The following is a 12,729-nucleotide window of genomic DNA, read 5'->3' as shown; positions in this document are numbered from 1 at the left end:
CATCGACTCAATCTCCTCTTACGACGAAGATTGAATCAGTGCTTCAGGACTGCTGCAACCCGGACTTTTTCAACACTATCGGTCGGTACCAGACGTCGCCCTCCTGAACCAGGTTGAGTGCCACGACTAAATCAGGATGCAAGTGCCAAACGGAACGATTGAGTTCTTCGACGTGCTGCTCGATAACCAGATTTAAGCCTAGAGGCTGTTGCCTTCCCCCGCGGAAGACATCGGCTGGGCGATAGCCCCATGTCTCCATACCTGCGCGATGAGGTTGTATGCCAACATCGCTCCAGCCGAAGTTGTCGGCATCCGCGCGATTTTCCGAGTGAACTGCGGCGGTCGCGATTCCGACAAACTCTTCGGCCCGAAGGATGCCACTCGGGAGCCGTTCAGGGACAGCCTCCATCACCAGTCGGAGTGGAATCCAGGGCTTTCCCTGCAGATAGGGAACGTCGGAAAATTCGAACATCTTCTGCGGAAGCTGCATTCCAATCCTCATGCTTTGGTGAGATTGCCTTGAGCCAAGACGCGTGACGCGCCATTCGGCGATCTCGTAGCCGATGGCAACCTGGTATGCCAGCGATAGCGGGCTGTCTGGTGACTGCCAAATCCTGCCTGACCGCAACTGCCTCATGTCGGCCAATCATGCGAGCTTTGCTTCTTCCAGTAGGCCGACACTCCGACGTTCGTCGTATTAGTTGGCGTTGAACGCGAAGGGCGCTTGCTGCAGCAGGGCGTCCGAGCGGACAAATACTCTGCAACTGATGCGGGCGCGCGTGATGCCGTTGTAGAGCAATCTAGCCTTTAACTGATCGCCTCCCGGAACGCCGTGCGGCCAGAGGATGATGACGTGGTCGAACTGTCGGTTTTTCGCTTGGTGAACGCTAAGTAATGGAACGCCGCGAACGCGGTCGCTTCTATAGGCGCGAAAGTTCGCTGCCTTACGTTCGACCAACGCACGTAATTCGGGTGCCGACCACTCGGCCTTCCCTTGCCTGTTCATGGCCTGCAACGCTGCTGCTGTGACATGCGGTATCCAGCGAGGCGGATTTTCCAGCTGCCCAAACCGTGCTGCGATCTGGGTGGCGTTCAAAATTTCAGCGTCCGCAATGCCAGCCATCACCGCCTCGATCTCGTCGGAAGCCCGCGGCTCAAGGACCAGCCTGATCGGCGGAATGTTGTAGTTGGGAGATTGCAATCCCTCGCCGAGCCTTTGCGCAATCGCCTCCGCCCAGGCGCGCCCTGCCGGTGGGAAAAGGACGGCACGGGTCCCTTGCGCTTGTGCTATCGCGGCGCCAATCCGGAACGGCGCGACGTTCGGAAAAAAATAGTTGATGCTTAGACCCGGCCCGGCTGCAGGCGCAGTCAGGTGGCGGAGATTTGCACCAGCGTTCAGAAGACCTGCGACAGCCGTCCGGTGGATGTGACTGAGCTGCGTGGTCTCCCCACCTTGGAACCATGCCAAAAATGGACCTGTATCCAGATCTTCGTCGAGGCATTGAAATTCGTCTGCGGCCACGAACACCGAAGCATGTGGCGCCAAAGCGCTGATGATCCGCAGTCTCGGCGGCGACAGTTCCTGCGCTTCGTCTACCACCATGACCGGATAGGAACGCGCTACCCACATCGCGACCTGTGGATGTTCGAGTAACTGCCCGCATGCATCGCAGGTCTCGCTGAAATTGCCCGTTGCGAGATTCAAGGAAGCGGCCAACGATCGCCATCGGGTCCAGACCTGCAGGGCGAAGCTATCGATCGTCATGGCAATCGACTTTCCGCGCAAAAGCGGATTTGATCGCAGTTCTTCGTCGAGGCGCCGGCGCGAACCATGCATGAACGTTAGCGCCAAAACCTTCTGGTGCGGCTCCAAGGGGTGTTGGGCCAGCAGCTCTCCCACCGATTCCATAAGTCGGTAGGTTTTGCCCGAACCCGCCGGTCCCTCAAATCCCCGGAAAGGCATTGTTGAAGGACCAGTGGATGGTGACGCCGTTGGCATGGCCTACTTGGGTGGCAGAATTCGCAGGAGGCGTTTTCCCTGTCGCGATGTCAGCAAGTACGGCGAGGACATGCCGCACGCGACGGCTGCATGCCGGCTTTGCAACAATTAGATCGGCAAGAGTGCCGTGCAGAATTTCGTCCGTCTTTGCGGCTGGAGACTTCAGATGATTTGCAAGCGCCGCAATGTTGGCAGGAAGGTTGAACGGCACTAAATCTACGTGCGCGATGACGCTCGCGTCCGCGGCGCAAACCCAAGAGACGAGATCTTCGATCTCCCAGCCGTTCGGCCATTGGATAATACGCAGGCAAGGCGATGCTCCACCGGACAGCGCATTCCTGTAGTCGTTGCCTGATTGGTCGCCATCGACGAGACAGCTGAGGGTGGGATGCACAAGGGCAAGGTCGCGGTAGGTTTCATTGATGCGGGCGTCCTTGGTCGGGATCACGCCAACTTCGTGTGTGAAGGTCGCGCCCTGCGGATCGGCGGGCAGTTCTGTCAGATCAGCGATACGCCCGAATAATCGCAGCCACGACGCATCGAATTTTCCTTCGGGTATCAGAACCGAAGGGTGCATCACTGCCGAGACTGTCGCCGCACGTTCGGTGAGAAACAGTGAGCGCCTGACAGCGCTCGCATTCTGATCGATTGGAACTGTCAGCAGAGGGTTCGCGACCAGCGCTCCTGCGCGATTGACCATCAGGACAAGTTGATGAGGGTCCGCGACTGCCGACACGGTGGGCGAATGGCTGGTGATGATTGTCTGCGTCGCCATCTTTTTCAGGTAGTGAAGCAACTTTCGTTGCTGCGGCGGCGGAACATGCAGTTCCGGTTCCTCGATCAGCATGATGAAGTTATCGCCGCGCGCTCTTCGTAGGCTTCCAAAGCGCATCAGCAGCACGAGGGTCTGAAGCGAGATTATGCCGTTGCCATGCCTGCGGCCCGGAAGCGGCGGACGGCCGGCCTCCTGAAAATGTGGCATCACCGCATCCAGAACACCTTCGCTGTCTGTCGATGTGAGGCGAAGGCTGAGATCGATCTTTCGCCCGAACAGCGTTTTGAGATCGTTGTTCACCTCTCCGACGAGCGCCGAAAGTCTATCGTCCTCTTCGAGCGGCTGTTCCGGATCGCGAAGCCTACCCCGCTCTGCCAGCACCGCTTCTGCAGGATTACCACCGACATAGGCGACCGTCTTGCGAAACAGGTCGGAACCGAAAGACATCATCCTATCCCAAGTCCGATTGGCTGGAACGAGGAAAAGGCCGAGTTCCTTGATGAGGTTAATCGGGAGCGGCACGGCGGGCGAGTCGTCCAAGAACGGATCGTCGTCGAGGGCATGGTCGTAGAAATAGCGTACGGTCTCGGTTTCTAAGTTGGTGCGATCAAAGCGTGCACAGAAGGCGATCTGGCAGGCGAGCTGCGTTGCTTGCGCCGTAGCCGCTGGATGAAGGTCGCCGCTGGTAGGATCGTACCACTTTTCGACGCCGCGCCCCTGTCGGAACCAGTCGTGGTGATGGGCAGGGTCGTTGGGCGCGAAATCGGAAATGGTAGCGATTATCTTGATCCTCGTCGCCGCCTGCGGATCCGAGCCGAAGAAGTCATGCTCGGTAAGGGTGCGCACCAGCCGGTCCCGCCCCAGCAATAAGGCGAGGGCCTCGACGACAGTGGTTTTGCCGGAGTTGTTGGCACCTATAAGAATAGTGAAATCGCCGAAAAAAACCTTTCCATTTTGAATGCCACGAAAACTTTCAATATCCAGTCTTACGATTTTCATTGTTCCCACTCCCAAAGGAACAGTAGCTCTCGCAGGAGCGATGGAAAAGTGCGAAGAACGCTATTCCGATTTCCGTGCTGTGAAATCGACAAACAAGCAACAGCTGGGGCGTGTGAGCACACTGTTTGCAATGGACGCTCTTCAGATCCGCAAAGGTGTTGAACACGAGCTACCTGTCAGCTTGCCCATTTCTGGGGCTCAGAAGTTCATCGGCTGACATTCCGCGATCGGGAGACAAGTGAGACCTCGACATGCGCAACAACGAAAGTAAGGTGTTTTGGTCGCTGATGCCCGAGAAGGAGAATGGATCATGCTATCCAGGTTAAAGGCCGATAGACTTGGCTAGGTCGCTAGCGCTTCGGCTTTCAGAGACGGCACGCGGACAAGATTGGATCAACCAGTTCGACTTGCCAGATCACGAACTGGCACGACAGTTGTTGGAGTCGCTCGTCCTTGTATCCGGTATTGAGTTCGAACGACAACTGATTTCCCTCCTAATAGATACCGCGCATGAGGCCGCCGGCCCGAGTGCCTTTTTCGCGGTGCGAGAATGGCCAGACTCTTCAATTCCCTATCTAAGGGAGGATGAAGAGGCTGACGCCGTAGGCTCTGGCGGAGATGTCGGAAGCGAGGGCCGCGTCGCCGCGATAGTGCGGGGATTGTGCCGTGCAAATCGGGGTCAATTTCTAAACCATCCTAGTATTAAGGAGATGCGCGCCGCGAAGTGTCGGTTCGTCGTCCTCGTAGATGACTTTGTTGGTTCCGGCGACCGTGTTGCGGAATTTTACCGTGCCCTTTGGGCGCACTCAACGATCAAGTCGTGGCATTCCCTTGGTCTAATAAAGTTTGTGCTGGTCGCATACTCTGCGACCGGTCACGGAGAAGGGCGAGTGGCGAAGTTGCTAGATATCGAGCCCAAGCTTGTGCGAGGTTGTCCAACCTTCCAGGGGTTGCCCATCTCTCGGCCGGAGCGTTCCGCCCTGTTGGCTGGTCTGAAAAGCTACGCAAAACGTACTGAACATCCCTACTTTCCATTGGGCTACGGGGATACTGGTGCCGCCCTGGTTTTCGAACACGGTTGTCCCGACAACGTCCCGGTCATTTTCTGGGCTGATGCTGGCCTCGGCAAAATTTGGAAGCCGTTATTCCCCGCTAGGTCCGTCCTGGTGGGAGATGCTTCGACATTCCCACCGGAGCTGGCCATTCCCCCAGCCTCGGGGGTGTTGCATGGAGTCGGACAAACTCGCCTCGCCAGGTCCGGGGCACTTTCACGCAGAGGACCAATCGGCGAGACGATCCTGGTACTTCTTGGTTTAATTGCGAAACGGGTTCGCAAGCGTTCGGCGCTGGCTCACGCCTCTGGCCTGACGATCGAGCAATGCACAAAAATCATCGAGCGGTGCATATCCTGGAAGTTCTTGACGCCGGCCTTGCGAGTGACGGACCGCGGCAACGCCGAACTCCAATACTCGCGCCGTCTGGGCGAGGACGTCGGGGGCCTTCCCACGCTCGGTTCTGATGACTATTATCCCAAACAGTTGAGGGGATCAGGGCATGGCTAGTGTGTACCTGCCGCTAGGCAGGTACCTAGGTGGTTGTAAGCTGCAACTGCTGGGGTGCGGATTGCCGCCGCCCTTAGAGCAAGCTGACGCGAGGCAGTCGATTAAAGGAAAAGCCTTTTTCCCATCGAACGCCTTGGGTCGGCTTTCCCTTTATTCACCTCCGGTGAAGTCAAAGTAGCAATGTCCTGGTCCTCTCAACGCTACATAGAAAAGGGACTTGCTGACGGCCGCGATCCCAAGCTGGTGAAAGCAGCCGCCAGTGAGATCGAACGATTGGTTTATGGAAACCCGGCCGTGCCTGCCGTGCTTACCCTGGCCCACTTGGCGGACCGCTGCGGCGTCGACTATCTCAAACTTAGAAGCATCGTTGCGCGGAATGAGAACCACTATGCCTACTTTCGTATTCGAAAGCGGTCCGGCGGCCATCGTCTCATTAGCGTCCCGGAAGCGGAGTTGCGCCGGGTTCAAAAATGGATACACACTCATATTCTGAGCAAAGCCAAAGCTCATCCTGCATGCTTCTCTTTCCTGCGCAAGATATCAATCCGCGACTGCGCCGCACAACATCGTGGCGCGAAATGGGTGATCAAGGTCGATATATCAGCGTTCTTCGGCTCAGTCAGTGAGCGACACGCATTCGACGTTTTCGTGAAGCTGGGGTATCGCTCACTTATAGCGTTCGAGATGGCCAGAATTGTTACTGACGCTCCTCGATCCAGCAAACGCTACCTCGCTGCGCCATGGAAACGTGATCTCGGCACCTATACGATCGCGCAATACACAGATTCGAGGGTGGGCTTCCTCCCTCAAGGTGCCCCAAGTAGCCCCTTATTATCGAATCTCTTCATGATGGATGTTGATCCCAAGCTCGAGGCATTGGCAGTACAACATGGTCTACGCTACAGTAGATATAGCGACGACATGACTTTTTCGACACGTGGCGAATATAGTCGAGAGAGGGCCAAGAAATTAGTTCATGCAGTCGCGGCTGTTATCCGCGCCAAGGGCCTTCGCGTTAATACCGCGAAGACACGCATCATTCCGCCGGGTGGCCGAAGGATGGTCCTGGGGCTGCTCGTCGACGGATCTGAACCACGACTGTCCCGCAAATTCCGTGATACCTTGCGAATGCATATTTACCATATGAAGAATCACGGCGTTCAATATCACGCGGAGCGTCGAGGATTCGACTCTGTGTCCGGCCTCTACAGACACGTCAAGGGCCTCCTCGACTACGCGAAATCGATCGATCTCTCCTACTGGGGGAAAATGTCGTCCGCATTCGCCGAAATTGTCTGGCCCAACCCATGGCCGGACGCTGAGAGGGTTTAGACCCTTCCAGGCGGACCTCCGGCTCGGGCCGCTTTCAGTACATCGGCCAGGTCGGTGAAGTCATCCCCGCGCCGAAATGCGTAGGCGTGCGAAAGCATGTTGAGCTGTATCTGCGAAGGGGACGAGGCGACGAACAGCGTGCGTTAACTTGAAGAAGCAACGGCTGCTTTTCTCATCTACGTACCGAAAACAGACCGTTCTGCTTCCGGCCCCAAGGTTGCCAGTCAGCAGCGCGCATTTTGCAGCCAAGTGGAATCACTTGGCGCCGCAGAAATGCGGCTATGACAAATAGATGGAGCCCAGTTCAATTTGAACGTATCCCGCTCTAGTCGGGGCGGCGACAGGCCTGCACTTCGCCCGGCTCGCTCAGGCTTTGCAGGGTGCCGGGTGCGGCGCCGCCGATCCAGCCCAGCACCGAGCGGGCGAGTTCGGCGCCGGCCAGTCGGAAGTTCTCGTTGACGACCAGCAATTCGCTGCGAAACAGGTGCAGAAGCTCCGACGATTGTTTGGACACCACATCGACATCGCGGCCAAGCTTGAGGCCGGCGTCTTCGATGCCGGCGACGATGGCGAGCGTCGCGGCGGCGGCGCTGCTGATGAAACCGTCCGGGCGGCTTTCGCGGCGCATCAACTGCGCGGTCCGCATTCTGATCTGCTCGATCGAATGATCGATCGAAACGGTGTTGAACGGAATCTCGCTGGCGCCGACCTCGCTCAGCGCATCGGCAAAGCCGGCGAGCGTGTGGCTGTGATAGGTCAGCTCGACCGGCGGCGCCAACAGAGCCAGGCGGCGGCGGCCGAGGCCGGCCAGATGGCGCACTGCCTCGGCTGCGAAAGCGTAATTGTCGAAATCATGGTAGGGATGGATCAGCCCCATATCGGTGCGGCCATGCGTGGCAAAGGGGATGCCGCGCTCCAGCATATAACGGGCCCTCGGATCGTTCGGCTGCGTGCGCGAAATGATGACGCCGTCGGCTGAACCGGTTTCCACGAGGTAGCGGATCGGATCGAGCGGATCCTGCGAGCGCGAGTAGGGTGTCACGATCAAATGGTAGGGCGTGTCGGCAATGACTTCGGAAACGCCGTAGATGATATCCGAGACAAAGCTCATGATCTCGTGCTCGGTGTTGAGCACCAGGCTGATGACATTGGTCTTGCCGGTGCGCAGGCGGACGCCGGCACGGTTGGGCCGATAACCGATCTGCTTGGCGACAAGCTGGACGCGCCGCCTGGTCTCGGCGCCGATCTCGGGCGCATCCTTCAGCGCGCGCGACACGGTGGTGACGCCCAGCCCGGTCATGAAGGCGAGCGTCTTCAGTGTCGGTCGGCCCCGGCCCGACGCTTCGTCGGCCTTCTCTTCTTGATGCCTGTTCATTCATCCCGCCCCGTCAGGCGCATAGCAGTTGCCGGGCAGGCCGGCAATCGGCGGGCCGCGGGTACGCCGCGGGCCTTCACCGAATGAGACCGCTATATACTGAAACGTTACAGATTGTCACTGCCGTGGCGATATCACTGGTGACAGGCGCAAAACGAGCGGCACTCCGGTCGGCGCAAAAAAGAGCGACAGAAGGAGCTTTTCCGGTTTTCTGGCGTCGCAGCATTGCATTTTGCAGTGCAACCCCTCTTGTTGCGATGCGGTAGGCCGGCGAGTCGCGCGATTTTATTCGCGCTTCGAAAAAACTTGATGCCACCTTCGCCTGAGGGGTTGCGCGCCTCAAGCAATTGCCGTATCGAAAATCTGTAACGTTTCAGATTCTGGGAGGAACGAAATGCGATACCAACTCATGACTGCTGCGCTGGCTGCGACGGTCGCGCTGCAATTTGCCGGCCCGGCGGCCGCGACGGATCTGGAAGTCACCCATTGGTGGACCTCCGGCGGCGAGGCGGCAGCGGTCGCCGAACTCGCCAAGGCTTTCGACGCAACCGGCAATCACTGGGTTGACGGCGCCATCGCCGGCTCCGGCGGCACGGCGCGGCCGATCATGATCAGCCGCATCACCGGCGGCGACCCGATGGGCGCGACCCAGTTCAATCACGGCCGGCAGGCGGAAGAATTGGTGCAGGCCGGGCTGATGCGCGACCTCACCGATCTCGCCACCAAGGAAAAGTGGACGGAAATCGTGCAGCCGAAGAGCCTGCTCGACGGCTGTACCCTCGACGGCAAGATCTATTGCGTGCCCGTCAATATCCACTCCTGGCAGTGGCTGTGGCTGTCGAATGCGGCCTTCAAAAAGGCCGGCGTGCCGGTGCCGAAGAACTGGAATGAATATGTCGCTGCGGCGCCCGCGCTTGAAAAAGCAGGCATCCAGCCGCTCGCGGTCGGCGGCCAGCCCTGGCAGGCCTCCGGCGCTTTCGACGTGCTGCTCGCGGCGGTCGGCGGCACCGACGCCTTCCTCAAGGTCTACAAGGACAAGGACGCGGAATTCGCCGCCGGGCCCGAGGTCGCCAAGGTCTTCAAGGCCGCGGACGATGCCCGCAAGATGGCCAAGAACACCAATGTGCAGGACTGGAACCAGGCCACCAATCTGGTCATCACCGGCAAGGCGGGCGGCCAGATCATGGGTGACTGGGCGCAGGGCGAGTTCCAGGTTGCCGGTCAGGTCGCCGGCAAGGACTATACTTGCCTTCCGGGCCTCGGTCTCAACGAGATGATCGCCACCGGCGGCGACGCTTTCTACTTCCCGCTGCTGAAGGATCCCGAAAAATCGAAGGCACAGGAAGTGCTGGCCCACACGCTGCTCGATCCCAAGACGCAGGTCGCCTTCAATCTCAAGAAAGGTTCGCTGCCGGTACGCGGCGACGTCGACCTCAAGGCGGCGAACGACTGCATGAAGAAGGGGCTCGAAATTCTCGCCAAGGGCAATATCATGCCCTGGACCGACCAGCTGCTTTCGCAGGATACCCAGAAGCAGAAGGAGGATCTTTTCTCCGAGTTCTTCGCCAAGCAGGACATGACCGTGGAAGATGCGCAGAAGCGCTTCGCCGCCATTGTCGGTTCGGCCGATTGAGCGATCGACCGACCGCCTCACTCCCGCCCCTGCAAACGCAGGGTCGGGAGCTCGGGTCAAGGCCTCTTGACCCTCCGGCCCTTACCCGATCCAAAGCGGCTGTGCAGATGAGCAAGAGCGAACGCCCTAGCCAACTCTTTCGCAACCTCAATGCGAAGATCGCCTCGATCCCAATGATCCTCACAGCGCTGGTGATCTTTGTCGGCGGCAGCGCGTGGACGGTGCTTTATTCCTTCACCAGTTCGAAGCTCCTGCCACGGCTAAATTTCGTCGGGCTCGACCAGTACTACCGGCTGTGGTCGGTGCCGCGCTGGCTGGTCTCGATCGAGAACCTGCTGATCTACGGCGTGCTGTCGCTGCTGTTCTCGCTGGTGATCGGCTTCCTGCTTGCCGCCCTGCTCGACCAGAAGATCCGGTTCGAGGACACGTTCCGGACCATTTTCCTCTATCCCTTCGCCCTCTCCTTCATCGTCACCGGCCTCGTCTGGCAGTGGTTGCTCAACCCCGAGTTCGGGATCCAGGGAGTGGTGCGCAGCCTCGGCTGGACGAGCTTCAGCTTCAATCCGCTCTATGATTCCAGCATCGTCATCTACGGCATATTGATCGCCGCTCTCTGGCAGGGCACCGGGCTCATCATGTGCCTGATGCTGGCCGGCCTGCGCGGGATCGACGAGGATATCTGGAAGGCAGCGCGGGTCGACGGGATACCGACCTGGAAGACCTATCTGTTCATCATCATACCAATGATGCGGCCGGTCTTCATCACCACGCTCGTCATCATCGCTGCCGGTATCGTCAAGATCTATGACCTGGTTGTCGCCCAGACCAGCGGCGGGCCCGGCATCGCCTCCGAAGTCCCGGCCAAATATGTCTATGACTACATGTTCTTCGCCCAGAACCTCGGTCAGGGGTTCGCCGCCTCGACCATGATGCTGCTGTCGGTGATCATCGTCATCGTGCCGTGGGCCTATCTCGAGTTTGGAGGCAAGAAGCGTGTCTGACCAAGCCGTTTCATTGCCCGCCATTGCCGGCGCCGGCGGGCTCGAAGCCTACGGGCCGAGCGGGCCGAAGCCGCGCCACACATTCTCGCGCCGCAACATCTTCCTCTACGGCACGCTGATCGTGGTTGCGCTCTACTATCTTTTGCCGCTCTACGTGATGGTGGTGACATCGCTCAAAGGCATGCCCGAGATACGCCTCGGCAACATCTTCTCGCCGCCGATGGAGATCACCTTCGAGCCATGGGTCAAGGCCTGGTCGAGCGCCTGCACCGGGCTCAACTGCGACGGGCTGTCGCGTGGCTTCTGGAATTCGGTGCGCATCACCATCCCGTCGGTGATCCTGTCGATCGCGCTCGCCTCGGTGAACGGCTATGCGCTTGCCAACTGGCGCTTCAAAGGTGCCGACACCTTCTTCATCATCCTGATCGTCGGCGCCTTCATCCCCTATCAGGTGATGATCTATCCGATCGTCATCATCCTGCGCGAAGTCGGCCTTTACGGCAGCCTCAGCGGCCTGGTGATCGTACATTCCATCTTCGGCATGCCGATCCTCACACTGTTGTTCCGCAACTACTTTACCTCCATGCCGGAGGAGCTGTTCCGGGCAGCGCGTGTCGACGGCGCCGGCTTCTGGGGCATTTATTTCCGCATCATGCTGCCGATGTCGCTGCCGATCTTCGTCGTCGCCATCATCCTGCAGGTGACCGGCATCTGGAACGACTTCCTGTTCGGCGTCGTCTACACCCGCCCCGACACCTATCCGATGACGGTGCAGCTCAACAACATCGTCAACTCGGTGCAAGGCGTGAAGGAATACAACGTCAACATGGCAGCCACCATCCTGACCGGCCTGGTGCCGCTGATCGTCTATTTCCTGTCCGGAAAATTGTTTGTGCGCGGCATCGCCGCCGGCGCGGTGAAAGGATGATGGCGATGAACGCAAACGGCAGCATTGCGGCAAACGGCACCAGCGTCTCGATCCAGAACCTGTCGCTGAATTTCGGTGCGATATCGGTGCTGCAGACGCTCAACCTCGATGTTGCCGAAGGCGAATTCATCGTGCTGCTCGGTCCGTCCGGCTGCGGCAAGTCGACCTTGCTCAACTGCATTGCCGGGCTGCTCGACGTTTCCGAAGGCCGCATCTTCATCAAGGGCAAGAACGTCACCTGGGAAGAGCCCAAGGATCGCGGCATCGGCATGGTGTTCCAGTCCTACGCGCTCTATCCGCAGATGACGGTGGAGAAGAACCTGTCGTTCGGGCTGCGCGTTGCCGGCCTCGCCAAGGACGAGATCGCCAAGCGCATCGCCCGGGCCGCCGAGATCCTGCAGATCGAACCGCTTTTGCATCGCAAGCCGGCGGCGCTGTCCGGCGGCCAGCGCCAGCGCGTGGCGATCGGGCGCGCACTTGTGCGTGACGTCGATGTCTTTCTGTTCGACGAGCCGCTCTCCAACCTCGACGCCAAGCTGCGCGCGGAATTGCGCGTCGAGATCAAGCTGCTGCATCGCAAGCTCGAGAACACCATGATCTACGTCACCCACGACCAGATCGAGGCGATGACGCTGGCCGACCGTATCGCGGTGATGAAGGGCGGCGTCATCCAGCAGCTCGATGCGCCGCAGACCATCTATAACCGGCCGGTCAACCGGTTTGTCGCCGGCTTCCTCGGCTCGCCGGCAATGAACTTCCTCGACGGCAGACTGGAGCAAGCGGCAGGCGACTGGCACTTCGTCGCCGAGGATGTGCGGATACCGCTTGCCACCTATGCTTTCGAGAAGGACCCGGTGCCAGGGCCGGCCGTGTTCGGCATCCGCCCCGAGCACGTGGCGTTCAACAGCGGCACGGGATGGCCGTTCGCAGCCACGGCAAATGTCGAGGTCGTCGAGCCCATGGGTTCCGACACGCTGGTCTGGCTGAAGCTCGCCGGCCAGAATTTCACGGTGCGGGTGACGGCCGAGCGCACGCCAAACAACGCCGAGGCGGTCGGCATCGGTTTTGACCCGATGCGCGCCTCGCTTTTCGACGCCGCCACAGGTAACCGCCTCTAGAGCATGA

The 12,729-nt window shown here is 59.3% G+C and carries 11 protein-coding genes; 7 read left to right on the top strand and 4 right to left on the bottom strand.

All coding sequences use genetic code 11. The annotated features are described in order from the left end of the window. Positions 1 to 43 precede the first annotated feature (43 nt). The 3 genes from NKI41_RS19055 to NKI41_RS19045 form a co-directional block, all read right to left on the bottom strand. Complete coding sequence (locus tag NKI41_RS19055; RefSeq protein WP_352684526.1) at positions 44 to 490, bottom strand: hypothetical protein; 447 nt, start codon at positions 488 to 490, stop codon at positions 44 to 46. Positions 491 to 697: 207 nt separating this feature from the next. Further along, on the bottom strand, positions 698 to 1,963 hold the full coding sequence (locus NKI41_RS19050) for an ATP-binding domain-containing protein (protein ID WP_352684527.1): 1,266 nt from the start codon (positions 1,961 to 1,963) through the stop codon (positions 698 to 700). Then, positions 1,944 to 3,773: an ATP-dependent nuclease gene (locus NKI41_RS19045; protein ID WP_352474106.1), complete on the bottom strand. Its 1,830-nt coding sequence runs from the start codon at positions 3,771 to 3,773 to the stop codon at positions 1,944 to 1,946. The genes NKI41_RS19050 and NKI41_RS19045 overlap by 20 nt, the downstream gene beginning before the upstream one ends. 40 nt (positions 3,774 to 3,813) lie before the next feature. On the opposite strand from NKI41_RS19045, the gene NKI41_RS19040 reads away from it, so the two are divergent. The 3 genes from NKI41_RS19040 to NKI41_RS19030 all read left to right on the top strand — a co-directional run bounded on the left by NKI41_RS19040 (position 3,814) and on the right by NKI41_RS19030 (position 6,667). Beyond that, positions 3,814 to 3,990, top strand: coding sequence for a hypothetical protein (locus tag NKI41_RS19040; RefSeq protein WP_352684524.1), 177 nt, complete (start codon positions 3,814 to 3,816; stop codon positions 3,988 to 3,990). A 121-nt stretch (positions 3,991 to 4,111) separates the two neighbouring features. Beyond that, positions 4,112 to 5,335: a phosphoribosyltransferase-like protein gene (locus NKI41_RS33300; RefSeq protein ID WP_502901219.1), complete on the top strand. Its 1,224-nt coding sequence runs from the start codon at positions 4,112 to 4,114 to the stop codon at positions 5,333 to 5,335. Between the two features lie 180 nt (positions 5,336 to 5,515). Further along, a complete protein-coding gene (locus NKI41_RS19030; RefSeq protein WP_352684523.1) occupies positions 5,516 to 6,667 on the top strand; it encodes a reverse transcriptase family protein in 1,152 nt (383 codons plus the stop codon). A gap of 325 nt (positions 6,668 to 6,992) precedes the next feature. Here NKI41_RS19030 and NKI41_RS19025 read toward each other — a convergent pair whose 3' ends face one another. Then, complete coding sequence (locus tag NKI41_RS19025) at positions 6,993 to 8,042, bottom strand: LacI family transcriptional regulator (RefSeq protein WP_352684522.1); 1,050 nt, start codon at positions 8,040 to 8,042, stop codon at positions 6,993 to 6,995. Positions 8,043 to 8,436: 394 nt separating this feature from the next. Between NKI41_RS19025 and NKI41_RS19020 the strand changes: the two genes are divergently transcribed. The 4 genes from NKI41_RS19020 to NKI41_RS19005 all read left to right on the top strand — a co-directional run bounded on the left by NKI41_RS19020 (position 8,437) and on the right by NKI41_RS19005 (position 12,722). Beyond that, the gene (locus NKI41_RS19020; RefSeq protein WP_352684520.1) at positions 8,437 to 9,675 is read left to right on the top strand and encodes an ABC transporter substrate-binding protein; all 1,239 of its coding nucleotides are present in this window, start codon (positions 8,437 to 8,439) and stop codon (positions 9,673 to 9,675) included. 107 nt (positions 9,676 to 9,782) lie between these two features. After that, positions 9,783 to 10,676 carry a carbohydrate ABC transporter permease gene (locus tag NKI41_RS19015; RefSeq protein WP_352448363.1) on the top strand — a complete coding sequence of 298 codons (894 nt, stop codon included), beginning with the start codon at positions 9,783 to 9,785 and terminating at the stop codon, positions 10,674 to 10,676. Beyond that, entirely contained in the window at positions 10,669 to 11,604 is a 936-nt protein-coding gene (locus NKI41_RS19010) for a carbohydrate ABC transporter permease (RefSeq protein ID WP_352644084.1), read from the top strand. Before NKI41_RS19015 ends, NKI41_RS19010 begins: the two co-directional genes overlap by 8 nt. A 5-nt stretch (positions 11,605 to 11,609) precedes the next feature. Continuing rightward, entirely contained in the window at positions 11,610 to 12,722 is a 1,113-nt protein-coding gene (locus NKI41_RS19005; protein ID WP_352448362.1) for an ABC transporter ATP-binding protein, read from the top strand. Positions 12,723 to 12,729 lie beyond the last annotated feature (7 nt).

Source organism: Mesorhizobium sp. M0601 (assembly GCF_040320845.1).
Lineage (GTDB): Bacteria > Pseudomonadota > Alphaproteobacteria > Rhizobiales > Rhizobiaceae > Mesorhizobium.
Note: the sequence above shows the minus strand (reverse complement) of the source record. Positions and strands in the feature narration are given on the sequence as shown.

Coding starts and splice junctions, on each gene's coding strand:
- NKI41_RS19015 (WP_352448363.1), top strand. CDS start 9,783: ATGAGCAAGAGCGAACGCCCTAGCCAACTCTTTCGCAACCTCAATGCG.
- NKI41_RS19030 (WP_352684523.1), top strand. CDS start 5,516: ATGTCCTGGTCCTCTCAACGCTACATAGAAAAGGGACTTGCTGACGGC.
- NKI41_RS19050 (WP_352684527.1), bottom strand. CDS start 1,963: ATGCCTTTCCGGGGATTTGAGGGACCGGCGGGTTCGGGCAAAACCTAC.
- NKI41_RS19055 (WP_352684526.1), bottom strand. CDS start 490: ATGCAGCTTCCGCAGAAGATGTTCGAATTTTCCGACGTTCCCTATCTG.
- NKI41_RS19045 (WP_352474106.1), bottom strand. CDS start 3,773: ATGAAAATCGTAAGACTGGATATTGAAAGTTTTCGTGGCATTCAAAAT.
- NKI41_RS19005 (WP_352448362.1), top strand. CDS start 11,610: ATGAACGCAAACGGCAGCATTGCGGCAAACGGCACCAGCGTCTCGATC.
- NKI41_RS19025 (WP_352684522.1), bottom strand. CDS start 8,042: ATGAACAGGCATCAAGAAGAGAAGGCCGACGAAGCGTCGGGCCGGGGC.
- NKI41_RS19020 (WP_352684520.1), top strand. CDS start 8,437: ATGCGATACCAACTCATGACTGCTGCGCTGGCTGCGACGGTCGCGCTG.
- NKI41_RS19040 (WP_352684524.1), top strand. CDS start 3,814: ATGGAAAAGTGCGAAGAACGCTATTCCGATTTCCGTGCTGTGAAATCG.